This is a genomic window from Devosia enhydra (genome assembly GCF_900119845.1).
Lineage (GTDB): Bacteria > Pseudomonadota > Alphaproteobacteria > Rhizobiales > Devosiaceae > FPKU01.
On the sequence record NZ_FPKU01000001.1, the window covers coordinates 1730444 to 1754456 of the forward strand.

The following is a 24013-nucleotide window of genomic DNA, read 5'->3' on the forward strand; positions in this document are numbered from 1 at the left end:
TCGAAGAAATGCAGCCCGCCCCGCGGGGCGGCGACACCGACCCGGGCGACAAGACCGCCATCGACCTCGAAGCCGTCTTCGACGTCCCCGTCCGCATCTCGGTGGTGCTCGGACGGACCCGCATGACGGTCTCGGACCTCCTGAAACTGGGCGTCGGCACCGTCGTCGAACTCGACCGCCAGGTCGGGGAAGCCGTCGAGATCTTCGTCAACGACCGCCTCGTGGCGCGCGGCGAAATCGTGCTCGTCGAAAACCGCCTCGGCGTCACCATGACCGAAATCATCCGGGCCGGCTGACAATGGCAATCCCCTCCCCCTCCGCCGTCGTCCCTGCGAAAGCAGGGACCTCCGTTCACGACACCACCCCGCAGACAGAACGTCCTGCTTTCGCAGGAACGACCCGGCGGGACGATGCAAACATACTGGACCTCATCCTGAGCCTGAAGGACGAGGTCCGGGCACACCCTTCCGAACTGGGAACACCGCCATGCGCCTGATGATCGTGGGAGCCCTTGAGGGCCAGCTGAGCCAGGCCACCGCCCTTGCCATGAAGGGCGGCGCCAAGGTCTCGCATGCCCCCTCCGTCGATATCGCCATGGCGGCCCTGCGCGCGGGGCGCGGCGCCGATCTGCTGCTCGTCGATGTCATGTCCGACATTGCCGGGCTCATCGCCGCGCTCGAAGCCGAGCGCTTCCACGTGCCGGTGGTCGCCTGCGGCACCGAAACCAATGCGGCCGCCGCCGTCAATGCCATCCGCGCCGGGGCCAAGGAGTACATCCCCCTGCCTCCCGATGCCGAGCTGATCGCCGCCGTCATCGCGGCGGTGGCGCGCGACAGCACCGATTTCCTCTACCGCGATCCGGCCATGGCGCGCGTCGTCAAGCTCGCCGACCAGGTTGCGGGTTCGGATGCCAGCGTGCTCATCACCGGCGAAAGCGGCACCGGCAAGGAGGTGATGGCGCGCTACATGCACAGCCGGTCGCGCCGCGCCTCGGGCCCGTTCATTTCCATCAACTGCGCCGCCATTCCCGAAGCCCTGCTCGAAAGCGAGCTCTTCGGCCATGAGAAGGGCGCCTTCACCGGCGCCGTAGCCCGCCGGCTGGGCAAGTTCGAGGAAGCCACCGGCGGCACCCTGCTGCTCGACGAAATCTCCGAGATGGATGTCCGCCTCCAGGCCAAGCTGCTTCGCGCCATACAGGAGCGGCAGATCGATCGCGTCGGCGGCATCCGGCCGGTCAAGGTCGATATCCGCATCCTCGCCACCTCCAACCGCAACCTCGCCGAGGCCGTGCGCGAAGGCAGCTTCCGTGAGGATCTGCTGTTCCGCCTCAACGTCGTCAACCTCAAGCTGCCGCCCCTGCGCGAGCGCCCGGCCGATATCGCCGCGCTCTCGGATCATTTCGTCGAGAAATACGCCCGCGCCAACGGGCTGGGCGAGCGCAGCCTTTCGGCCGAAGCCCGCTCCGAACTCCAGCGCGCGCCCTGGCGCGGCAATGTCCGCGAGCTCGAAAACACCCTGCACCGCGCCGTGCTGCTGGCCTCGGGCTCGGAGATCGGGCCCGACGCCATCGCCATGCCCGATGGCACCGGCCTCTCCGAGGTCGTGCGCACCGCCACACTCGCCGAGACCGCGGCCCAGACTGCCGCCGATGTCGCCCGCTCACTCGTCGGCCGCACCGTCGCCGATGTCGAGCGCAACCTCATCCTCGATACTCTCGATCACGTGCTGGGCAACCGCACCCACGCCGCCAACATCCTCGGCATTTCAATCCGCACCCTGCGCAACAAGCTCAACCAGTATGCCGATGAAGGCCTCGCCATCCCCGCCCCCGGCGAACAGCGCTCGGTGGCCTGAGGTGGCACCTGGGATCATCCCCTCCTCCCCACCCGTTATCCCGGCGAAGATTAGCCGATGACCGATCTCCCCGGCCCCATCCCGTCGCGCTTCAGCCTGCCCTCGGCCCGCAACGTGCTCGATACGCTGCGCTCGGGCGAGATCATGCTCGCCATCGGCGTCATGGGGCTCATCGTCATCCTCATCGTGCCGATGCCGCCGCTGCTGCTCGACATGCTGCTGGCCATATCGATCGTCTTTTCTGTGATGATCCTGATGACGGCGCTGTTCATCCAGCGTCCGCTCGAATTCTCGTCCTTCCCCACGGTGCTGCTGATTGCCACCATGCTGCGGCTGGGGCTGTCGATCGCCTCCACCCGGCTTATCCTCTCGGATGGGCATACCGGCACCGATGCGGCGGGGCACGTCATCGAGGCTTTCGGCAATTTCGTCACGCGCGGCAATTTCGTCATCGGCGCGGTGATCTTTGCCATCCTCACCATCGTCAATTTCATCGTCATCACCAAAGGCTCGGGCCGCATCGCCGAAGTGGCCGCCCGCTTCAGCCTCGATGCCATGCCCGGCAAGCAGATGGCCATCGATGCCGATCTCTCCGCCGGCCTCATCGATGAAGCCACCGCCCGCAAGCGCCGCGAGACGCTCGAGGGCGAAAGCGCCTTTTTCGGCAACATGGATGGCGCCAGCAAATTCGTGCGCGGCGATGCCATCGCCGGCCTCCTCATCACCTTCGTCAACATCCTCGCCGGCATGTTCATCGGGGTGGCGCAGGAGGGGCTGAACTTCTCCGAGGCCGGCAGCATCTATACCCTGCTCACCATCGGCGATGGTCTCGTCTCGCAGATCCCGGCGCTCATCACCTCCACTGCCGCCGGCATCCTCGTGTCGAAATCGGGCGTCGTGGGCGCCGCCGACAAGGCGCTGAGCAAGCAGTTCAGCCATTATCCGGCCGCGCTCGGCATGTCGGCCGGCGCCATGGCGGTGCTGGCGCTCCTGCCCGGCATGCCGATGCTCACCTTCCTCGCGCTCGCCGCCGGCGTCGGCTTCCTCGCCTATCGCGCCACCACCCAGAAGAAGGCCGAGGCGGCCAAGGTCGCGCTGGACGAAGCCAAGTCGGCTCCGCCCGCCACCCCGCGCAACGAGGAGCCGCCGATCGCCGAGAGCCTCAAGATGGACGATCTCAAGCTCGAGCTCGGCTATGGGCTCCTGAGCCTCGTCAAGGAGGACGAGAACGGCACCGATCGGCTGACCGAGCAGATCAAGGCCCTGCGCCGCCAGCTCGCCACCGATCTCGGCTTCGTCATGCCGCCGGTGCGCATTCTCGACAACATGCAGCTCGAGCCCAACGATTATCGCATCCGCATCAAGGAAGTGGAGGCCGGCGCCGGCCAGATCTTCCCCAGCCAGCTGATGGTGATGGACCCGATGGGCCGCGAGATCACCCTGCCCGGCCACCACACCACCGAGCCGACCTTCGGGCTGCCCGCCACCTGGATCGAGAGCGGGCTGCGCGACGAGGCCGAGCTGCGCGGCCTCTCCATCGTCGATCCCTCCACGGTGATTTCCACCCACCTCACCGAAGTGCTCAAGGCCAATGTCGCCGACCTCCTGAGCTACGCCAATGTGCAGTCATTGCTCGGGGGCCTCTCCAAGGAGCAGCAGAAGCTGGTGGAAGACATCGTGCCCGCGCAGATTTCCGTTTCCGGCATCCAGCGCGTGCTCCAGACGCTCCTGAGCGAGCGCATCTCCATCCGCGACCTGCCCACCATTCTTGAAGGCATCGCCGAGATTGCCGGCACCGGCCGCAGCGCCCAGATGATCGCCGAGCATGTGCGCAGCCGGCTCGCCCGCCAGCTCTGCGCCGCCAATCTGGGGCCCGATGGCAACCTGCCGCTCCTCACCCTTTCCCCGCAATGGGAGCGCGACTTCGCCGAGGCCATGGTGGGGGAAGGCGCCGAGCGGCATCTCGCCATGGCGCCCTCGCGCCTGCAGCAGTTCATCATCGGCATCCAGCAGGGCTTCGAGAATGCCGCCCAGCGCGGCGAGGTGCCGGTGCTGATCACCTCCCCCTCCATCCGCCCGCATGTGCGCGCCATCATCGAGCGCTTCCGGCCCCAGACGGTGGTGATGAGCCAGAACGAGGTGCACCCGCGCATCCGCCTCAAGACGCTCGGCAGCGTCTGACCGGTCCCCCGTTAACCAGTTAAAGCCGGGTTAACCGCAAGGCCGGAGTTTGCTGGCATGGCCACGCTCCCGCGCTATTGTGCCGGCAACGGGCAGATCCGCGCAGATGCGCCGCCCGCCGCAAAACCGCTGGGAGGCGGAAAGGGCCGGCCCTCGAAGGCCGGCCTTTTTGTTTGCCGTAACAGCGGCCTCGCCGCGCCCGGTTCCCGTCCTGAGCAAAAAATTCTCTCAATGCCGGCACACGCGAATGTGCCTTTTCGCTCACGCGATCGGGAACGTCTCCAAAGAACGCGCGTTCACTGGTCATCGAGGCCGTGCTGCCCGTCACCGGCAAGCGTTGGGCAACACGGCCCTGTTCATCACAGCGACGAACCATTGGAGACTACAATGATCCGCATGCTTCTGACCACTACCGCGCTGACCGCAATGCTGTCGGGCGCGGCTCTGGCCCAGACCACTCCCGCCAACACCATGGAAGCGCCTGCCAACGCCATGACCACGACGGCTGCCCCGGCCGATCGTCCGATGGTCGATATCGCCACGGGCTACACCTATGCCGACAGCGACAACCTCGCTTCGCGCATCATCGGTTCGCCCGTCTACTCCGGTCCGGCCGATGACGCCGAGCAGATCGGCGATATCACCGACCTCGTCCTCGACATGAATGGCGACGTGAACGCCGTGATCATCGGCGTCGGCGGCTTCCTCGGCATCGGCCAGAAGCAGGTTGCGGTCGATTTCGGCGCCCTCGAGATGGTAATCGCCGCCGACCAGACCGAACGCTTCGTCGTTCCCACCACCCGCGAGGCCCTCGAGGCCGCTCCGGAATTCGAGTGGGTTGAAGATGACGTCGTCCCTGCCGGCGACGCAACGGCCCCTGTTGCTCCCGGCGCTCCGATGACCACGGCTCCGGCCGCCCCGGTCACGGCACCGGCAGCTCCCATGACCCCGGCCCCGGCTCCGATGGCTCCGGCCGCCACCCCGGCTCCCGCCCCGATGGCTCCGGCCAATAACACCATGGCTCCCGCCAACACCACGAGCGAAGTCGCTCCGCTCGACCGCTCGACCCTGACCGAGTTCGACGAGTTGACCCTTACCGCCGATGAACTCGAAGGCACGGCCGTCTATGGCCCGGGCGACGAGCGCGTGGGCACCATCTCCGACGTCGTGCTGAGCGAGAGCGGCGAAGTCGATGCCGTGATCGTCGATGTCGGCGGCTTCCTCGGGATTGGCGCCAAGCCGGTTGCGATCGGCTTTGACGACCTAAACTTCCAGGTCGATGCCAACAACAACCGCTACCTGCTGACCGAGTGGACTGCCGAGCAGCTCGAGGCCCAGCCCGAGTTTGACGAAGACACCTATGCCGCCGAGCGCGACAGCCAGCGTCTCGTGCGCATGTAATCGAACCGATGAGCCCGTCCCTGGTCCTGAGGATCAGGGGCAGGCGACCCGGTTCACACATGAAAAGGCCCGCTCATGCGGGCCTTTTTGTTGTCTGCGATCGGGGTCAGCGCCGGCGGCGCCGGCCCATCTCGTCATATTCGGCCTGCTCGATGCGGGCCTCCGCCATGCCCTCGCGATCCTGCTCGCGCTGGTCGAGCAGTTCGACCTTCTTGAGGTCCTCGACCGCCTCGGCCATCGCGTCCTGCGCGGCTTCGAGCTTCACCCTCATGTCGTTGGCCGACGCCAGCAGGTTGTCCCTGCGCATCATCGCCGCCTTGGCGAAGGTGGAATAGGCGAAATGGGCAATGTCCGAGATGCCCGTCTTCTGCTGCTCGATCTCGATCTGCTGGTCGAGTTCGGCCGCCATGCGTTCGAAATCGGCGACCATCATTTCGATCTGCGCCACCTGCCGGCGTTTCTCATCGACCTGGAACTTCTTGAGTCGAATGAGACTATCGCTGCGCGATTTCACGACCTGTACTCCTTACACCATCAAGTCAAACCCGCCGCGCCGCCAGCCCCCACGATATCCGAAAGCCTCCCATAGCCCTCGGCGATCGTGGTCTTCTCCGCCCGCCCCTGCCCCAGAAAGGCCTCGAAGGCAGGGTGGAGTGCGATGGCACGGTCCACCATTGGATCTGACCCTTTCCGGTAAGCCCCCAGCCGGATCAGTTCCTCCATGTCGGCGTAAACCGACATCATCTCGCGCGCCCTGCCCAGTACCGGCCGTATTGCCTCCGGCACGCAGCCGGGCATGGTTCGCGAAATCGAGCGCAGGATATTGACGGCCGGGTAGCGACCCCGTTCGGCAATGCCGCGTTCCATCACGATATGCCCGTCGAGAATGCCGCGCACGGCATCGGCGATGGGCTCGTTGTGGTCATCACCTTCGACCAAAACGGTAAAGAGTCCGGTAATGGAACCGCTAGAAGGCAGGCCTGGACCGGCCCTTTCCAATAATTGTGGCAATTCTGAGAAAACCGTGGGTGGATAACCCTTGGCCGTCGGCGGCTCGCCCACCGCCAGCCCGATCTCGCGCTGCGCCTGCGCGAAGCGAGTGAGGCTGTCCATCATCAAGAGCACGCGCTGCCCCGCATCGCGGAAATGCTCGGCCACCGCCAGGCTGAGATAGGCGGCCTGCCGCCGCATCAGTGCTGCCTCGTCGGAGGTCGCCACCACCACCACTGCGCGGGCCAGCCCCTCCTCGCCCAGATAATCGGTGATGAACTCCTGCACCTCACGGCCGCGCTCGCCGATGAGCCCGATCACCGCCACATCCACCTCGGCATTGGTGGCCAGCATGCTCATGAGCACCGATTTGCCGACGCCGGAGCCGGCAAAGATCCCCATGCGCTGCCCGTCGCAGATCGTCGTGAAGGTGTTGAGCGCCCGCACCCCCATATCGAGCGGTGCGCCGACGCGGGCCCGGCCATGGGCGGCCAGCGGCGCCTGCTTCAGCGGATGGGCGGCCGCTCCGTCAGGCAGCGGCCCCTTGCCATCGATGGGGCGTCCGCCGGCATCCACCACCCGGCCCAGCCAGGCCGCACAGGGTCGCACCACCGCTTCATGGGCGCGGAATACGGCACGGCACCCCAGCCTGATACCCGTCAACGGTCCGAAGGGCAGGCAGAGCGCGCGGCCATCGCGAAACCCCGCGATTTCGCATTCCAGTAGCCCGCCGCCCACGCGATCGATCATCACGCGCGCGCCGATGGCCATAGCGGTTTCGGGGCCGCTGATCTCGACCAGAAGCCCCTGAACGCCGGTGACCCGGCCGAAACTGGCGGTTTCGGGCACGCGTTCGATCGCTTCGATCAGCCTGCGCATGGCTTTTGCCCCTTCGAATCGGTTCGGGGCAGGCTAACTGATCGTTAATGAAAATGCGTTAACCATGGAGGTCAAGGTCCGCCCGTCATTTCTGTCTCAGCGCCGGCCAAATCCCGACACAATTTCCGCAAAGCGCGAGTCACGAGAGTCGCTTGAAGGGCTTTCTTAAAGCTTTGCATTAAGAAATTTTCACTATAATTTTCGTTAAATTCCAATGGTTTAGCTAAGTTTTCCCCAAGGGGGATGGCGCCTTGCCCAAGCGGATTAAACTTTGTTAACTAGTTGGGCTTAGGTTTGAGTCATATCCAGTAGGGTTTGGTAAAGGATGATGGTGCCAAGGCGCCACATCCAGTTCCAGTTAGGAACGGATTTTTAGGGGAACGGCATGCGTGTGCTCCTGATCGAGGACGATAGCGCTACGGCGCAGAGCATCGAGTTGATGCTCAAGTCGGAAAGCTTCAACGTGTATACCACCGACCTCGGCGAGGAAGGTGTGGATCTGGGCAAGCTGTATGATTACGACATCATCCTGCTTGACCTCAACCTGCCGGACATGTCCGGCTATGAGGTGTTGCGCACCCTGCGCGTCGCCAAGGTGCAGACCCCCATCCTGATCCTCTCCGGCCTCGCCGGCATCGAGGACAAGGTGCGCGGCCTCGGCTTTGGTGCCGACGACTACATGACCAAGCCGTTCCACAAGGACGAGCTGGTCGCCCGCATCCATGCCATCGTGCGCCGCTCCAAGGGCCATGCCCAGTCGGTCATCTCGACCGGCGAGCTCACCGTCAACCTCGATACCAAGACCGTCGAGGTCATCGGGCAGCGCGTGCATCTGACCGGCAAGGAATACCAGATGCTGGAGCTCTTATCGCTCCGCAAGGGCACCACGCTGACCAAGGAGATGTTCCTCAACCATCTCTATGGCGGCATGGACGAGCCCGAACTCAAGATCATCGACGTGTTCATCTGCAAGCTGCGCAAGAAGCTGTCGGTGGCCACGGGTGGCAAGAACTACATCGAAACCGTCTGGGGTCGCGGCTACGTGCTGCGCGAGCCCGACGAGAACGACGTCTATTCCGAAAGCGTCGCCTGACGCTTTCGTACCAAACCGAAAGCACCAGACCATGCCAAACGCCCGGATCATGCCTCCGGGCGTTTTGCATTTCAGGGCCTTGATGTCGGCGCTCAGAAACGCGCGAAGATCCGGCCGAGCACCCCGCCCGCTGCCGCCAGCCCCGCAATCGCGATGCTGTACCAGAGCAGAACAAAAAACGGGGAATCGTCGGTGCAGTGGGCCGCATAAAAGCTCGCCGCCATGGCCCCGGCGAGCACTCCGGCCACGACCCCGGCAAGACCAGGCCGCGTCGGCGCGCCCTGCCTCAGGCCGAAAATCAGCAGCAGCAGCGGCCCGATCCCGATCAGCGGAATGAAGGTGAGGCACACAAGGCTGTTGCTGCCAATCATCGCCGCCTGCCATTGGGGCGCCGGCAGCGTCATCGCCTCGCCCACGAGCATGGCCGCCAGCACCGCGCCGGGCACCAGCAGCGCCAGCCAGTGGCGGGCACATGCCGCCCCGGGCCGTCCCAGCCGATCAAAGAGGTAGAGCGCCGCTCCGGCCAGCGACAGTGTCAGCACGAACTTGGCGAGGAAGCGGATCGTCTCGGCCGCCGCCGCGATATCGGCCCTCGGCCCGATGGTGGCAAAGAACACGGTCGCGGCCACACCGGCGGCGAGCACCACGAGTCCGGCCAGCCGAATGCCGAAACCGGGGCCGCGCCGTCCCGCATCGCCTGCGAGCCTCGCGATCATTGCACTGGTGTCGGTCATGATTTCAGTCCGAAGCGGGTTGCGATGGCGCCGAGCCCGCGGTGCAGGGCCACTCTCACAGCGCCTTCCTTCATGTTGAGGTCCGCCGCGGCCTCGGAGATGCTGCGGCCATCGAGGCTGATGCGCTCGACCACCGCCCGCTGTCCGGCAGGCAGCAGGGCGAGCGCGCGGACGATCTCCTCCTCGCGCGCCCGCTCTGTCTCGGGCGCCTCGAGCACTTCGGCAAGCTCGGAAATGTCGATATCCACCCGCTTGCCCCGTCGCCGGTAGGCATCGATGATCTTGTAGCGCGCGATGGTCGCGACCCATGGGGTCACGCGATCGGCCTCGCGCCAGGTGTGGCGTTTGACGTGGATGGCCAACAGGGTTTCCTGCACGATATCCTCCGCATCCATGCCGGGCCCGGCGCCGAGCCTTCGGCGCGCCACGATGCGCACCAGAACGGCGGCCAATGCCAGAAACGCGGCATAAGCCCGTTCGTCGCCGCGATTGGCCTGCATCAGCAAGGCGCGCAATTGCGCCTCGCGGTCCTCGCCCGTCACGCGTCATTCCCCCCTGAGTTCGGTCCCCAACGGCTTTTGTTACACCCCAAGGCCGGCGGTGATGTGCTCACGATCTCGTGTTGCAGGGCCATGTAACGAACCCCTCCTCCGCTGCGAATGGCTCAGTACGGGCCGGTTGACGAGCCCGCCACCCAAGGGAGACTTCTGATGAACACTGTTGCCAATATCGCCCTCGCTTCCGCTCTCGCCCTTGCCCTCGCCGGTGCCGCTGCGCCCGCTTCGGCCCAGAGCACCGAGAAGTGCTACGGCGTTTCGCTCGCCGGCCAGAATGATTGCGCCGCCGGCCCCGGCACCACCTGCGCCGGCACCTCCACCGTCGACTATCAGGGCAATGCGTGGAAGGCGGTCCCCGCCGGCACCTGCCTCACCATGGCGCTGCCCGATGGTCGCAACGGCGCGCTCGAAGCGCTCGACCGCGACCTCCCCGCTGCCTGATCCCGCCTCTGGTGGGGAGGGCTCCGGCCCTCCCCGTCCTGCCCCGCCTTCTGCCTTACGAGGAGATTGCCATGATCGCGCCAGCCACCGCACTTCCGTCCCGCGCCGGTCTCGGCCTCAAGCCCGAGCATTATGCCGACATTCTCGGCACCCGCCCGGACATCGGCTTCTTCGAGGTGCATGCCGAAAACTACATGGGCGATGGCGGCCCGCCGCATCGTTATCTTTCAGCCATCCGCGAGGCCTATCCCCTCTCGATCCACGGCGTCGGCCTTTCGATCGGCGGCGAAGCCCCGCTCGATCGCGACCATCTCGATCGCCTGCGCCGCCTTGTCGATCGCTACACGCCGAACTCGTTTTCCGAGCATCTCGCCTGGTCCACCCATGATGGCAGCTTCCTCAACGATCTGCTGCCGGTCCCCTACACGCCGGAAACCCTTGCGCGGGTCAGCGACCATGTCGCCCAGGTGCAGGATCATCTCGGTCGCCGGATGCTGCTCGAAAACCCCTCGACCTATGTGCTGTTCGCCGAATCCAGCATCGACGAGATCGATTTTCTCGCGCGCATTGCCGATCGCACCGGCTGCGGGCTGCTGCTCGACGTCAACAACGTCATGGTCTCCACCGTCAATCACAGCCGCGATCCCTTCGCCTATATCGATGCCTTTCCATTGCACCATGTGGGCGAGATCCACCTCGCCGGCTATGACGAAACCACCGATTCCGCCGGCCAGCGCCTCCTCATCGATGCCCATGGCAGCCGCGTCCGCCCCGATGTCTTTGCGCTCTTCCAGCACCTGCTGAGCCGCACCGGGCCGATGCCCGTGCTGGTGGAATGGGACAATGACGTGCCCGATTTCGCCACCCTTGCCGATGAGGCCTGGCGCGTCGAGGCCGCGATGCAGCGCACGCCCTTTCGGCTCGCCTCATGAGCGCGCAACACGCCTTCGCCAGTGCGCTGGTGTCGCCAGACCTGCCGCCGCCTGCCGGGCTCACGACGCGCGGGGGCCCGGTCGATCCGCTGCGCTTCGCGGTCTATCGCAACACTGTGCATGTGACGCTGGTGCGCGCGCTCGAAGCCCGCTTCCCCGTCACGCGCCGCGTCGTGGGTGCCGAGTTCTTTGCCGGCATGGCCCGCCTTCACGTGGGCCACTGCAAGCCTGGCTCGCCGCTTCTTGCGCGCTATGGCGATGACTTCCCCGCTTTCGTCGAGAGCTTTCCGCCCGCTGCCGGCCTGCCCTGGCTGCCCGATCTCATGGCGCTCGAATGCGCCTGGACGCAGAGCTACCACGCCGCTGAATCCTTGCCCCTGACCCTTCAGGATCTCGCCTGCTTTCCCACCGATCGGCTCCCGGACCTTGCCTTCGTCGCCCATCCCGCGACGCGGCTGATCGTGTCCGGCTGGCCCGTCGGCAGCATATGGTCGGCCCATCAGGTCGAACCGGTCGCCCCCATTTCGGCGCGCGAGGCTGAAACCGTGCTCGTCACCCGCCCCGATGCCGATGTGACGCTGCGCGTGCTCCCCAGCGGAGACAAAGCTTTTGCCGACGCTCTCATCGCGGGGCGAACCATCGGCGCTGCCGCCACCGCTTCGCCGCCCGCCGACATCGGCGCCGCCCTCATTGGGCTCGTCACATCGGGCGCCTTCACGAGCGCCCATCTTGCCGAGGAGACATCATCATGACCGCCTCGTTCACCCTCCCCGATCTCTATAGGCGCGGCGAAGCCCTCATCGCCCGCCTGCCGGCCGCTCTGCCGCTTCTGGGGCTCAGGATCGCGCTCGCCATTCCCTTCTGGCGCTCGGGCCTCACCAAATGGGATGGGTTCGGCAATCTCTCTTTGGGCGCGCGCTATCTCTTCGAGCAGGAGTTTCGCCTTCATATCCTGGGCGCCGCCATTCCCTATCCGATGCCGCTCGTCATGGCCTGGCTGGCGGGCGTGGGCGAGATCGTCCTGCCCATCCTGCTGATCCTCGGGCTGGCCACACGCTATGCAGCGCTCGGCATCCTCCTGATGACAGCGATCATCCAGCTCACCGTGCCCGATGGCTGGCTCGCCTATCATCTCCCCTGGGCGGTGATGGCGCTCGTCCTCATGCGTTATGGCGCCGGCTGGGCCTCGCTCGATCAGGCGATCCTCGCCCGCAGGCGTCAGCCGATGCCCGCAATGGGCTGATCACATCGCAGGGCGGCTCTGGCCTTGCTGCGGCCGAGGCAGTATCGATGCATCTCGACTTGAACCGAGGTGCACGATGCGCTCCCTTCCGGCCTTTGCAGTCGCCGCCAGTCTGATCCTCGTTGCCGCGCCTGCGGTCGCGAGCGATACGGCACCGCCCGCGCCACTCGTGGAATTCCTCGGCGATCTGCTGGCGCCCGAAACCACCATCGAGATCGCCGAACCGGTGTTCGGTGCCCTCGAGATCGGGTCGACGCTGCTGCGCTTTAGCGAGACCGGCCTCGCCGAGATCGCCACCGCCACGGGCGGCACCGTGCGCAGCGCCGGCCAGCCGGTTCCCCTGTCGTGGATCTGCCTCCTCATCCCTGCATCCGATGGCGAGGCGCGCCTGCTGCTGGCATCCGACAGCATGGATGGCGGAGCGCAGCCGCTCGTAGGCCTCTGGATGGATCGCGCACCCGCCGAGGAGGCAGAGCGCGAAGGCTGCTCCACCAGCACCCTGGACCTCGCCACCGGCCTGCCCGGCCTCGGCGCACCGCCCGCCGAGATCGCGGCGCGCTTCGCCGTCACGCTGCCCGATGGACCGGTGGTCAACATCGTCAACGAGCAATCAGGCACCGGCGGCGCCCTCATACAGCACCTGCAATACCGCCTCATCGATGGCCGCATCGCCGGCTTCGGCCTCAGCCAGATCCCGCTCTAGGCGCTTCCGGGCGCAATCGATACCGGCTCGCCGTCCGGCAAAGCGACGGAACACTGACCTGGAGAGGTCCCGCAAACGAAAAGGGGCGGCTTTCGCCACCCCTTGCATCGTTCCGATCGGTCAGCCGGCGCTCAGTGCGCCATGGCGTTGGGCCGGGACTCTTCGCGCTGACGGGCGGCAGACTGCACCGCCTCCTGCACCTTTTCGAACGCCCGCACCTCGATCTGGCGGATACGCTCGCGGCTGACATTATATTCCTGCGCCAGCTCCTCGAGCGTCGCCGGGCTCTCCTGCAGGCGCCTGGCCTGGAAAATCGCCTTTTCGCGATCGTTGAGATTGCCCATCGCGCTGTTGAGCAACTGCATGCGCTCGTCGAACTCCTCGGAATTGCCGAGCGTCGTCTCCTGGTCCGGCGTGTCGTCGACCAGCCAGTCCTGCCACTCGGATGCGCCCTCGTCGGCGCGCATCGGCGCGTTGAGCGAGGCATCGCCCGACAACCGCTGGTTCATCGAGACCACGTCGGCCTCGGAGACCGAAAGCGTCGTGGCGATCTGCTTGATCTGCTCGGGATGCAGATTGCCGTCCTCCAGCGCCGCGATCTGGCCCTTCACCTTACGCAGGTTGAAGAACAGCCGCTTCTGGGCCGCCGTAGTGCCGATCTTCACGAGGCTCCACGAGCGCAGCACATACTCTTGAATGGCGGCGCGGATCCACCACATGGCGTAGGTCGCAAGACGGAAGCCCTTGTCGGGCTCGAAGCGCTTGACCGCATGCATCAGGCCCACATTACCTTCCGAGATCACCTCGGAAATCGGCAGGCCATAGCCGCGATAGCCCATGGCGATCTTGGCCACGAGGCGCAGATGCGAGGTGATCAGCCGCTGGGCCGCGTCGGGATCGGCATGCTCCTTGTACCGCTTGGCCAGCATGAACTCCTCGTCCGGCTCCAGCATCGGGAACCGGCGGATTTCCTGCAGGTAGCGTGACAGACCGCCCTCGGCGGAAAGCACTGGCAGATTTGTCTGGGCCATGGCGCACCCCTTTCCTTGTCCCCCGTTTGCGCGGGCAGATACCTCATCAACGTGTCCAGGCGGCACACGGATGAGTTGCACTCATAATATATGAGTGATTGGGGCGTTGATAAGGCCTTCATCGTAAAAATACGATCATCGCCGGACGAGCGTCGCAGGGCTCTTCCTACCGCCCCGGACGGGCCAGATCATAGGGTTCCAGCGCTTCCTCCAGCGCCGCCAGATCGTCGGGCAGCGGGCTTTCGAACATCATCTCCTCGCCCGTCAGCGGATGCTCGAACCCCAGTTCGGCCGCGTGCAGCGCCTGCCGGCCCAGCCCCTCGACCGCGGCGCGCACCGCGTCGGGCAGCTTTACAACCTTGGTGGCAAAGCCCGGCGCATAGAGCGTGTCGCCGACCAGCGGATGCCCGATATACTGCATGTGGACGCGGATCTGGTGGGTGCGTCCGGTTTCGAGAATGCACTGCACCCGCGTGATGTCCCAGCCCTCGGCGCCATGCCGGCTGTCCACGGCGAAATGCGTGATGGCCTCGCGTCCGTCCTTGCGCACCGCCTGCTTCATGCGCGTATTGGCGTCGCGCCCGAGCGGTAGGGTGATGGTGCCCCGCCCCTGCTCGGTCCGCCCCCACACATAGGCGATATAGAGCCGGTGCAGCGGTCCGGTGCGGCCATGGTCGGCAAACTGCGCCGCCAGATGCTTGTGGGCCCGCTCGGTCTTGGCCGCCACCATCACGCCCGAGGTGTCCTTGTCGAGCCGATGCACGATGCCGGGCCGCTTGACCCCGCCAATGCCCGCAAGGCTGTCTCCGCAGTGAAAGAGCAGCGCGTTGACCAGCGTGCCATCGAGGCTGCCGGGCGCCGGATGCACCACCATGCCCACCGGCTTGTCGATGACGATCAGCGCATCGTCCTCGTAGAGGATATCGAGCGGAATGTCTTCGGGCTGCGGCTCGGCCTCGACCGGCTCGGGCGCGACCAGCAGCAACTCCTGCCCCAGCTTGAGCTTGGTATTGGGCACTGTGGCGGTTTGCCCATTGATCGAGACCGCTCCGGCCACTATCAGGTCCTTGATGCGGTTGCGGCTGTAGACGGGGAAAGCCTTGGCCAGTACGGCATCGAGGCGGCCGCCATCTGCCTCGGCATCCACCACCAACTGCCAGTCCAGCGTTTCACCGGATAGATCCTGCATGAGCGATCCTCGTTCCCAGCCCGACGATACAGAAGCCGAGCCGCTGAGCCCGGAAGCCCAGGCGATCTTCCAGCGGGCTCGGCGATCCTTCGCCATTTCCATGGGCTTGCTGATTGTGGGTCTTATGACCGTGGCGGGCGTGCTTGTCTACCGCGTCACGCGCGACGATGGCGGCGGCGCTGCCGCCCAATACAGCCTGCCCGCCATCAGCCTGCCGACGGGGTCCGAAATCATCTCGGCCAGCGCCTCGGGTGGGCTCCTCACCCTCACCTACCGCGCCGGCCCGGTGACCAGCATCCGCATCTTCGATGGCCGCACCGGCGAGATGCTGCGCGAAGTCCCCATCGTCTCTGAATAGCCCCGGAGCCTTTTCCGGGCGAAGTGGCTGCCGGTTCGCCGTACGGAGAGGCGGGGCAAAGACTTGGCGCTTCACGCCGCAAGCGAAGGGCCGCTCAGCCCTGTCCCTGCGGCGCGGCAGCCGCGCTCGGCTGGGCCGCAACTGCGGCGCTTGTCCCGCCATCCTCGGCAAAGCGCTGCACGCGGGCCAGCAGGCTCTCCTCGGCGGGGGCTTCGGCTTCGGCTGTCTCGATGGCATAGACCAGCCGGCCGACATCCTCGGCAATGTCCCCCAGCTTCTGGCGCAGCCCATCTTCATCGACGCCCGCGCTGCCCCAGTCCTTGAGGATCAGCGCCTCGACATCGAGCACCTTGGCGCGCACCGCCTGCATGTCGGCATCGAGCGACACCGCCTGCATGAGCCCCGGCCCCGGCGCAGCGGCGGCGATTTCGGCCACCACCGGGCTCGTTTCCTGCAGCAGCGCCGTCACCCGGCTCGCCGATGCGGCCATAGCCGCTTCCGCTTCGGCCATACTCGCCGTGGCGATCCCTTGGTCGATCTCTCCGGCCTGCCCATCGCGCCCGCCCGCCTGGGCCGGCTCGCCTTCGGGCAGAGGCATCGTCGCCCCGTCAGCGACCGCAGCCCCGCCAGCCTCAGCACGGGCCCGCTCGGAGCGGATCACGGCGGCGAGCGCCTCGATATCGGTTTCGTAGTTGCGGGTCAGCTTGACCCCTTCGATGCTGGCCGGCCGCGCCGCATACTTGGCCTTGCTCTCGGCCTTCTGCTTTTCGAACTGCGAGAGTTTCTCGGCCAGCTCGCGCTCGCGCATGCGCAGCTTTTGCGCCAGGTCGGTGTTTTCGCGTTCGAGTTGCAGCACGCGATTGCGCGCGCTTTCCTCGCGACCCTCGAGATCGCGCAGGATCGTCTGGTGCGTGCCCCGTTCGCCCACGATCGCGCCGACTTCGGTCTTGTGCCGGGCCGCATCGCGCAGCTGCTCGGCCAGCCGTCCCCTCAGGCTTTCGATGGTGAGCTCCAGCCGCCGCGTCGAGAGCGCGAATTCAGCCCGCAGCGCATCCTTGTCGGCCCGGAACTCGGCCATGGTCAAAGGCGTCGCCGCCTCGATGCGCTTCTTGGTCAGCCGCACGGCGCGCCGCCAGATGGCCGGCATCAGCATCAGCGCCAGAAGGCCCGCGATCAGCAGGCCCAGCGCGAAATACATGACGTTTTCGATATTCATGGGTCCGGTCCGCCCAAGCCACGACTTGCCAGCCAATAGCCGAGCCGGACGGATTGCGCCATGGTCAGCTTGAGCCCACCATAGCGCAAAGGGGCGTTGCGGTCAGTCCCCTGGCCGATCAGAACGGATTCCAGGTCGGCTCGCTGGTGAATTTGAGATAGCCCACGCTCACCCCGGCGCGGATGCCGACGCCCGAGCGGATGGGCACCAGCACCACATCACCATATTTCATCACCGTCATGCCGACACCACCCACCACATAGGCCGAGCCGTCCACCCCCGGATAGCGGCCATAGATCTGCTGCGCCGCATCGAGGTTATAGACCAGCATCATCACCTTGGAGCCGTCGCCCCCGATATCGAAGCCGATCGATGGCCCCTGCCAGAAGAGCCCATGCTCGCCCTGGTTGCGGGTAAAGAGCGTGCCCTCGCCATAGCGCGCGCCCGCAAACAGCGCACCACCGGCCTCCTCGCCCAGGATATAGCCGTTTGGCAGGCCATATTGCGACACCGCCCGCTCCACCACCGACGCCAGCCCCTGCGCCACCGAGCCGAAGAAGGCGCCGCCCTTTTCAACCAGCTCGGCGCTCGAATAGGTGTCGCCCACCGATCCGCCCTGCTGGGCCGCGGCCATCTGGGGCGCGAGCAGCCCCATCAGCAGGGTGAAACCGAGTACGAGACGCTTCAGCATGTCGAGCCTCCAGGGCTGGTTCGATGGGTCGGGCCGGCCGGCACGTTTACCGCGCGCTCACCACAACGGGGCTAGAGTGGCGCTTGGTCGGCACAGACGGGAGCCTGCGCGATCATGACGGCGATCATGCGGCAAATCCGTAAACAAATCTTAACCATAGCCGGGCTTCTGTGCCTGCTCGGAGCGCTCTCGGCGCCGGTCGCGGCTGCGCCGGGCATCGTGGTCGATCCGTTCACCGGCGTTGCCGCCTCAGGCTACGACCCGGTGAGCTATTTCATCGAGGCCGAGCCGCAGCGGGGGCGGCCCGAATTCGAAGCCCAGTGGCAGGACGTGACATGGTATTTTGCATCGGCAGCCAATCGCGACGTCTTCCTGCGCACCCCCGACATCTATGCCCCCCAGTTCGGCGGGCATGCCGCCATGAGCCTGGCGCGCGGCTATCTGGCCGAGGGCGATCCCCGCATTTTCGTGCGCTACAGGCTCAAGCTTTATTTCTTCTATTCGGTGGGCAATCGCGAGGCCTTCCTCCTCTCGCCCGATGCGGCCATCGCGAGCGCCGAGGCCAACTGGCAGCGCTTCTCGGCGCCGGGCGCCGCGCCATGAGCGCGCCGATCCTCCCCGTGTGCAGCATTGCCACGGCACCTCCGACCACTACTGTCACCCCTCACTGATTCTGAACTGTTCCGGAGACTGGCATATGGCCGAAATCATCGAGCTCAAGGCGACGGACCTGGCAGCAATGCTGTGTTCGCGCGTGTGCCACGATCTCATCAATCCCGTCGGGGCCATCGGCAACGGCCTCGAGGTTCTCGCCGATCCCACTCAGACCGCCATGGCCGATGGGGCTCATGAGCTCATCGCCAATTCGGCCCGCCACGCCCGCGCCAAGCTCGAATTCGCGCGGCTTGCCTATGGCGCCTCCTCCACCGCGGGCACCGATTTCGACACGCGGGAATGCGAGCGCGTCGCACGCCTGCTGTTCGAGATCGAGAAGGCCGATCTCGACTGGCAGGTGCCGCTCATCCTCCTGCCCAAGCACAAGGCCAAGCTGCTCATGAACATGCTGCCGATCTCGGCGATGGCCGTGCCGCGCGGCGGGCTGGTCAGCGTCAAGGTCGAGGGCGCGGCGGGGTCGGAGAGCTTCCTCATCACCTGCACCAGCGACAAGGACAAGCGCCAGCGCACCATCATGCCCTCGGGCGTCGAGGAGCTTCTGGCCGGCACACCCGAGGGCGGCGTCGATGCCCGCGGCATCCAGCCCTTCTATACCGGCATCCTGGCGCGCATGACCGGAATGGTGCTCAAGGTCACGCTCGTCGATGATATCTTTACCTTTACCGCCATTCCGGAGCCGACGAACTGATATTTTCCTATCCCGAACCGACGCGCCTCATGTATTGGGGCGCGGTATTGCTTTAGAGTGGTTCGCCGATAGTACAACCATCGGCAGGCAAGACAGGCGGTTCGGCTGCTGTCCGGGTATCGGGGGCAAGGATGTGCGGAACGTTTCGACGCATCCTTGGGGGAACGGGCGCAGCGCTTGCGTCCGTCTGAGGGTCAGGCCGCAGGAGGCTGAGCGTCATGAAGTCCTGTCTCATCATCGACGACTCCTCGGTCGTGCGGAAGGTCGCCCGCCGCATCATCGAGGATCTCGATTACATCGTCGATGAGGCCGAGGATGGTCAGGAAGCGCTCGACAAGTGCCGGCAGGAGATGCCCGACGCCATCCTGCTCGACTGGCAGATGCCCATCATGGGCGGGCTCGAATTCCTGAAGCTGCTGCGCGCCTATGTCGGGGGCACCGACCCCCACATCGTCTTCGTCACCACCGAAAACGACATCGGCCAGATCGCCCAGGCCCTGCGCGCCGGCGCCGACGACTTCATGATGAAGCCCTTCGAGCGCGACCACCTCGAAGCCAAATTCATCAACCCCACCCGCGTCCGCAAGGCTGGCTGAGCGCGAGGATTCAAGCGCCTCGTGAGCGGCTGGACGAAATCCCCCCTCCAAACTCATGAGAACCTCATGCCGAGGCTTCCGGGCGACCCGCAGGGTCCGGGCGCTCCAGCGGAGCGACCGGAGCGCAGGAAGGTCATAAGCGCCAGGCTCGAATAGCTCGGCGCAGGTGCGTCTCGAAGCACGAGGTTCGGGCACTCGGTCCCTCCCCGCCCCCGACGGTCGTCCCTGCAAAAGCAGGGACCTCCGTTTGCGATGTTGGCCCGATCAACTGAGGTTCCTGCTTCTGCAGGAACGACCCGGTGGGGATTGCCCAGCATCGCCCCGCCCCCCTTGGTTCGAGACGCGGCTAAAGCCGCTCCTCACCATGAGGTCGGTTGAACCTTTGCAAATAAGAACCTCATGCCAGGCTTCCGGGCGACCCGCAGGGTCCGGGCGCTCCAGCCGAGCGACCGGAGCGCCGGAAGGCCATGAGCGCTATGCGCGAATGGCTCGGCGCAGGGGCGTCTCGAAGCACGAGGTTCGGGCCCCCCAATGCTACCCCACCACAACGTCGTCCCTGCAAAAGCAGGGACCTCCGTTTGCGATGTTGGCCCGATCAACTGAGGTTCCTGCTTCTGCAGGAACGACCCGGTGGGGATTGCCCAGCATCGCCCCCGCACCCCTTGGTTCGAGACGCGGCTAAAGCCGCTCCTCACCATGAGGTCGGTTGAACCTTGGCGGAGAAGAAACTCATGCTGAGGAGCCCCGCAGGGGCGTCTCGAAGCACGAGGTTCGGGCACTCGAACCCGCCCCACCCCAACCCCTCAGCCTCAGTTGGAGGCGGTCTGGGTCCAGGCGCCGAACACGTCGCTGAACAGCGTCATGGCGGCCTCGTCTTTTTCCAGCGTCAGGATGGCGCGCTTACCGGTGGCGTAGATCACCGCCAGATCCATCCAGCGCCGCGAGGTCAGCAGCGCGCTGTTGTTGGTCGTGTCCTGCGGCGATGCGCTGAGGGCAAAGAGATAGGTATTGCCCACCACGCGGGCCGATGCGCCCACCAGCGGCTCACCCTGCACCAGTTCGGCATTCTTGAGCAGCACGCCCGGAAGCCCGGCGATCGAGCCGCCGATGAAGGTATCGGGCACGAGGAAATTGATTTCCATCAGGTGGCTGGCTGGCAGGCTGGGATCGGAGTTCTTCCGGATGAGGATATCGACCCCCAGATTGCGCGCCGGAATGCTGGCCTTGCCCACCAGCGTCGGCTGGCCAGTCTCGTCGGTGCCGCGCGTCCAGTCCACCGTGCCCGAGAAGGGGATGGCGCCGGTCTGCCCGGCATCGGCCGCCTCGAGCAGCAGCGATTGGCTGCCGGCCGTCGCGGCGGGATCGATGCCGGCAACCGCGGCGGCGGCCTGACTCGGTGTTTCGGTCGGGGTGGCGCTGAGGCGCTGCTCGGTGCCGGGCACGCCGACGCCCGGCGCTGCCGCCGATGCACTGGGCGGCACGAGCGCCAGCGGCGCTGGCACCGATGGGGCCTGCGGCAGCCGCTCTTCGCGCAATTCTCCGGTGGCGGCCGCCGCGGTCTGCGAGGTCGCGGTATTGCCCGGGCCCGTCACGGCATTGCCGGGCGCAGCGGCGCCAACCGGCGGGGTGGTTGCCGCGGGCGCCTGGGCGACATCCGCCGTGCCGGCCCCGAACATGCTGTCGAGATCGATATAGCCTTCCTGCCAGGCCCAGTAGCCCGCGCCACCGGCACCGCCGAGCAGCACGAGGAAGACGAGCAGGAACACGGTGACGGCACTGCCGCCGCGACGGGGCTCGGCCTTGCCGCGCTGCGCCGCTGCCGCCACATCCTTGCCCGAGAATTCCTTGCCGGCGAAGTCCTTGCGTCCGGCCTTGCCGCGCGCCGGCTTTGCCGGCTTGGCGGCTGGCCGCTGCACCGGCGGCTCGCGAAGCGTGGCTTCGTCCTCGGGCTCATCGAAGGGCTCGGGCTCTACACGCGCCGCCTTTTCGAGCTGCGGCTCGACGCGCCCCTTTGCAGGGGCTGCCGGTGCGGCCTTGGCCGGCGCCGACCTGCCGGCGAAAAAGCCGGTCTTGGCCTTGGGCGCCTGGACCTTGCCGGCCCCCTTGGCGGCAGGTCGGGCAGCCGGGCGCGCCCGGTCGTCGACCCCAATATCGTCAGCATCGTCATAGGCGACGCCATTGGTCGGCTCGTCGTCGAAATCGCCGCGCGCCTCCCGATCGAGCGTTGCGATGGCCCGGTCGATGGCGCCCTGCGGATCGATCGGGGCGGGCTCGACCTCCACCTCGCGCACGCTCGACATTGCGGCGGCCACCGGCACATCGTCGAAATATTCGGGCGCCTCGGCCTGGCGCGCCGCGAGCTGGCCACGGCCACCGCCTCGGCGGGTTTCCACAGGCGCCGCTTCGGCCGGCAGCACGAAGGCGCCAGCCTGCCCGCGGCTGCGGGCGGCCTCGGCCCGCGCCACGATATTGGGCAGGGGACGTCCCGCGCCATTGCGGGCGGGCGCCGCCACCGGGGCGGGCTCGTCGTCGTCCTGCGGCTCGATAGTGATCTGCGTCGAGCGGGCGGAGGCCGCATTGCGCGTGCCATTGGCCCGGCCGTTGCGCGCTGCCGGGGCGCGCCCGTCGTCGAGCCGCGCATCCTTATCGGCCGCCGCGATGATGTCTTCGATCGAGCCGGCCTCGAGCGGCACGGCGCGCGGCGCCTCACGCCCAACCGGAGCCTTGGCAGCATCGCGGCCCAGCGCAACCACCTGCCCGCGCACCGGCTGCGGCTTGGCCGCCTGCTGCGCCTTGACGGCCTGGGGCACCTTGTTCTCGAAAAACACCGGCGGCGGAGGCGGCGGCGCCTCCTGCATGCCGAGCCCGGCGATCACCGCCTCGCTTGCTTCCTGCTCGACCTGGCGGATGCAGTCTTCGAGCTGTAGGCGGTGCGTCGTGATATCACGGGCGGCGAGCGGCGGATTGATGGCGCGGAGCTGGCCGACAAGGGCGGCCCTTGCCTTCTCGTAAACGGCGCGGCGGGCGGCGCCGTTATTCTCGGGCAGCGCTTCGATCGCCTTCCTCAGCAGCTCTTTATAATCCGCCATTCCTGCGCCAGCTCACGATTTGTCCGGATGTTTTAACAAAAAAACTCAGTCTTGGAATGGGTCATGCACCAGAATGGTATCCGTCCTCTCCGGTGAGGTCGACAACATTGCAATCGGTGCCCCGATCAGCTCTTCGATATACCGCACATACTTCACGGCCTGGGCCGGAAGCTCCGACCAGCTGCGGGCCCCCGCCGTGGTTTCGGACCAGCCTTCGAGCGTCTCGTAGATCGGCTTAGCATCGGCTTGTGCCCCCATTGAGGCAGGCAGATAATCGATCCGCTTTCCGCCGATCTCATAGCCGACGCAGACCTTGATCTCCTTGAGCCCGTCGAGCACATCGAGCTTGGTGAGCGCGATGCCGGTGATCCCGGATGTCCTCACAGTCTGGCGAACCAGAACCGCATCGAACCACCCGCACCGACGCTTACGCCCTGTAACTGTGCCGAATTCATGGCCGCGCTCGCCGAGAAACTGCCCCACTTCACCGAAATCTTCGGTGGGGAACGGCCCCTCGCCCACGCGCGTCGTATAGGCCTTGGCGATGCCCAGCACATAGCCGATCGCCGTGGGCCCGAGCCCCGATCCGGCCGCCGCCTGCCCCGCCACCGTGGTCGATGAGGTCACGAACGGATAGGTGCCGTGGTCGTTGTCGAGCAACGCGCCCTGCGCGCCCTCGAACAGGATGCGCGCACCGGCACGGCGCTTTTCGTCGAGCAGCCGCCACACCTGGTCCATATAGGGCAACAGCTTGTCGGCCACCTGCAGCAGCTCGGCCTCGATGCTCTGCGCGGTGATTTCAGCCAGCCCCATCCCGCGGCGCAGCGCATTGTGGTGCGCCAGGAGCCGCTCGATCTTGGGCAAGAGCGTCTGCGGCTCGGCAAGGTCGACGACGCGGATGGCGCGCCGGCCCACCTTGTCCTCATAGGCCGGGCCGATGCCGCGCTTGGTCGTGCCGATCTTGAGGCCCGAATTGGCGTTCTCGCGCGTCGCATCGAGTTCCCGATGCAGCGACAGGATCAGCGGGGCGTTCTCGGCCACGCGCAGCACGTCGGGAGAAATCGTCACCCCCTGGGCCGCCAGCTTGGCGATCTCGGCCACGAAATGGTGCGGGTCCACCACAACGCCATTGCCGATCACCGAGAGCTTGCCGCGCACGACGCCCGAGGGGAGCAGGCTCAGCTTGTAGCTCGTGCCATCGATGACGAGGGTGTGGCCGGCATTGTGCCCGCCCTGATAGCGCACCACCACATCGGCCCGCTCGGAGAGCCAGTCGACGATCTTGCCCTTGCCTTCGTCGCCCCACTGGCTGCCGACGACCACTACGTTAGCCATTCGATTGTCCGTCCCTGGCCGGTATCGGCGGCGTGCCGCACCTGCGGCCGCGCGGCGATGCCGGCGATCCTGCTTCAGCATGGGGGCGGGGATGAAACCCATCCTGCCCGCCACGGTTTGCTCCGCTACGGTGATGC

Annotated in this window: 24 protein-coding genes; 14 read left to right on the forward strand and 10 right to left on the reverse strand. The window is 66.3% G+C overall.

Going from position 1 to position 24013, the window contains the following annotated elements; all coding sequences use genetic code 11:
• The first annotated feature begins 8 nt into the window (after positions 1-8).
• From fliN to BT183_RS08285, 4 genes are all read left to right on the forward strand, one after another.
• Positions 9-296 (forward strand): flagellar motor switch protein FliN, encoded by a 288-nt coding sequence (gene fliN / locus BT183_RS08270; protein WP_072341774.1) that lies wholly within the window; start codon positions 9-11, stop codon positions 294-296.
• A 190-nt stretch (positions 297-486) separates the two neighbouring features.
• A complete protein-coding gene (flbD, locus tag BT183_RS08275) occupies positions 487-1854 on the forward strand; it encodes a sigma-54-dependent transcriptional regulator FlbD (RefSeq protein WP_072340829.1) in 1368 nt (455 codons plus the stop codon).
• A 57-nt stretch (positions 1855-1911) separates the two neighbouring features.
• Positions 1912-4035, forward strand: a complete 2124-nt coding sequence (gene flhA / locus BT183_RS08280) for a flagellar biosynthesis protein FlhA (RefSeq protein WP_072340832.1) — start codon at positions 1912-1914, stop codon at positions 4033-4035.
• A 387-nt stretch (positions 4036-4422) separates the two neighbouring features.
• Positions 4423-5436: a PRC-barrel domain-containing protein gene (locus BT183_RS08285; protein ID WP_072340835.1), complete on the forward strand. Its 1014-nt coding sequence runs from the start codon at positions 4423-4425 to the stop codon at positions 5434-5436.
• A 106-nt stretch (positions 5437-5542) separates the two neighbouring features.
• On the opposite strand, the gene fliJ is transcribed toward BT183_RS08285, so the two are convergent.
• Both fliJ and fliI read right to left on the reverse strand, forming a co-directional pair.
• A complete protein-coding gene (fliJ, locus tag BT183_RS08290; RefSeq protein WP_072340845.1) occupies positions 5543-5950 on the reverse strand; it encodes a flagellar export protein FliJ in 408 nt (135 codons plus the stop codon).
• A gap of 20 nt (positions 5951-5970) precedes the next feature.
• The gene (gene fliI / locus BT183_RS08295) at positions 5971-7305 is read right to left on the reverse strand and encodes a flagellar protein export ATPase FliI (protein WP_072340847.1); all 1335 of its coding nucleotides are present in this window, start codon (positions 7303-7305) and stop codon (positions 5971-5973) included.
• 385 nt (positions 7306-7690) lie between these two features.
• On the opposite strand from fliI, the gene ctrA reads away from it, so the two are divergent.
• The gene (ctrA, locus tag BT183_RS08300) at positions 7691-8398 is read left to right on the forward strand and encodes a response regulator transcription factor CtrA (RefSeq protein WP_072340850.1); all 708 of its coding nucleotides are present in this window, start codon (positions 7691-7693) and stop codon (positions 8396-8398) included.
• Between the two features lie 92 nt (positions 8399-8490).
• On the opposite strand, the gene BT183_RS08305 is transcribed toward ctrA, so the two are convergent.
• Together BT183_RS08305 and BT183_RS08310 are read right to left on the reverse strand one after the other, a co-directional pair.
• Positions 8491-9132 (reverse strand): NrsF family protein, encoded by a 642-nt coding sequence (locus tag BT183_RS08305; RefSeq protein WP_072340853.1) that lies wholly within the window; start codon positions 9130-9132, stop codon positions 8491-8493.
• Positions 9129-9674 carry a sigma-70 family RNA polymerase sigma factor gene (locus BT183_RS08310; protein ID WP_072340856.1) on the reverse strand — a complete coding sequence of 182 codons (546 nt, stop codon included), beginning with the start codon at positions 9672-9674 and terminating at the stop codon, positions 9129-9131. The genes BT183_RS08305 and BT183_RS08310 overlap by 4 nt, the downstream gene beginning before the upstream one ends.
• A 168-nt stretch (positions 9675-9842) precedes the next feature.
• Here BT183_RS08310 and BT183_RS08315 point away from each other — a divergent pair, with 168 nt between their 5' ends.
• The 5 genes from BT183_RS08315 to BT183_RS08335 all read left to right on the forward strand — a co-directional run bounded on the left by BT183_RS08315 (position 9843) and on the right by BT183_RS08335 (position 13008).
• The gene (locus BT183_RS08315) at positions 9843-10130 is read left to right on the forward strand and encodes a BufA1 family periplasmic bufferin-type metallophore (RefSeq protein ID WP_143145707.1); all 288 of its coding nucleotides are present in this window, start codon (positions 9843-9845) and stop codon (positions 10128-10130) included.
• Between the two features lie 71 nt (positions 10131-10201).
• Positions 10202-11062 (forward strand): MNIO family bufferin maturase, encoded by an 861-nt coding sequence (bufB, locus tag BT183_RS08320; RefSeq protein WP_072340858.1) that lies wholly within the window; start codon positions 10202-10204, stop codon positions 11060-11062.
• Entirely contained in the window at positions 11059-11814 is a 756-nt protein-coding gene (locus BT183_RS08325) for an HvfC/BufC family peptide modification chaperone (RefSeq protein WP_072340860.1), read from the forward strand. The genes bufB and BT183_RS08325 overlap by 4 nt, the downstream gene beginning before the upstream one ends.
• Positions 11811-12305 carry a DoxX family protein gene (locus BT183_RS08330; RefSeq protein WP_072340862.1) on the forward strand — a complete coding sequence of 165 codons (495 nt, stop codon included), beginning with the start codon at positions 11811-11813 and terminating at the stop codon, positions 12303-12305. Before BT183_RS08325 ends, BT183_RS08330 begins: the two co-directional genes overlap by 4 nt.
• Positions 12306-12381: 76 nt before the next feature.
• Positions 12382-13008, forward strand: a complete 627-nt coding sequence (locus tag BT183_RS08335) for a hypothetical protein (protein ID WP_072340865.1) — start codon at positions 12382-12384, stop codon at positions 13006-13008.
• Positions 13009-13139: 131 nt separating this feature from the next.
• Here the strand turns inward: BT183_RS08335 and rpoH are convergent, their stop codons facing one another.
• Both rpoH and BT183_RS08345 read right to left on the reverse strand, forming a co-directional pair.
• The gene (rpoH, locus tag BT183_RS08340; protein ID WP_072340868.1) at positions 13140-14039 is read right to left on the reverse strand and encodes an RNA polymerase sigma factor RpoH; all 900 of its coding nucleotides are present in this window, start codon (positions 14037-14039) and stop codon (positions 13140-13142) included.
• 166 nt (positions 14040-14205) lie between these two features.
• Complete coding sequence (locus BT183_RS08345) at positions 14206-15228, reverse strand: RluA family pseudouridine synthase (RefSeq protein WP_072340870.1); 1023 nt, start codon at positions 15226-15228, stop codon at positions 14206-14208.
• Between BT183_RS08345 and BT183_RS08350 the strand changes: the two genes are divergently transcribed.
• Positions 15227-15586, forward strand: a complete 360-nt coding sequence (locus BT183_RS08350; RefSeq protein WP_072340873.1) for a DUF6476 family protein — start codon at positions 15227-15229, stop codon at positions 15584-15586. The genes BT183_RS08345 and BT183_RS08350 overlap by 2 nt on opposite strands.
• 94 nt (positions 15587-15680) lie before the next feature.
• Here the strand turns inward: BT183_RS08350 and BT183_RS08355 are convergent, their stop codons facing one another.
• Complete coding sequence (locus BT183_RS08355; RefSeq protein ID WP_072340876.1) at positions 15681-16802, reverse strand: hypothetical protein; 1122 nt, start codon at positions 16800-16802, stop codon at positions 15681-15683.
• 118 nt (positions 16803-16920) lie between these two features.
• Positions 16921-17493, reverse strand: a complete 573-nt coding sequence (locus tag BT183_RS08360; RefSeq protein ID WP_425290545.1) for a DUF1134 domain-containing protein — start codon at positions 17491-17493, stop codon at positions 16921-16923.
• 114 nt (positions 17494-17607) lie between these two features.
• Between BT183_RS08360 and BT183_RS08365 the strand changes: the two genes are divergently transcribed.
• From BT183_RS08365 to BT183_RS08375, 3 genes are all read left to right on the forward strand, one after another.
• Positions 17608-18096 (forward strand): YHS domain-containing (seleno)protein, encoded by a 489-nt coding sequence (locus BT183_RS08365; protein ID WP_084603344.1) that lies wholly within the window; start codon positions 17608-17610, stop codon positions 18094-18096.
• Positions 18097-18190: 94 nt separating this feature from the next.
• A complete protein-coding gene (gene chpT / locus BT183_RS08370) occupies positions 18191-18856 on the forward strand; it encodes a histidine phosphotransferase ChpT (RefSeq protein ID WP_072340879.1) in 666 nt (221 codons plus the stop codon).
• A gap of 218 nt (positions 18857-19074) precedes the next feature.
• Positions 19075-19452 (forward strand): response regulator, encoded by a 378-nt coding sequence (locus BT183_RS08375; protein ID WP_072340882.1) that lies wholly within the window; start codon positions 19075-19077, stop codon positions 19450-19452.
• 809 nt (positions 19453-20261) lie between these two features.
• Here BT183_RS08375 and BT183_RS08380 read toward each other — a convergent pair.
• Positions 20262-22541, reverse strand: a complete 2280-nt coding sequence (locus BT183_RS08380; RefSeq protein WP_072340885.1) for a hypothetical protein — start codon at positions 22539-22541, stop codon at positions 20262-20264.
• Positions 22542-22586: 45 nt separating this feature from the next.
• A complete protein-coding gene (locus tag BT183_RS08385; protein WP_072340888.1) occupies positions 22587-23876 on the reverse strand; it encodes an adenylosuccinate synthase in 1290 nt (429 codons plus the stop codon).
• Positions 23877-24013 lie beyond the last annotated feature (137 nt).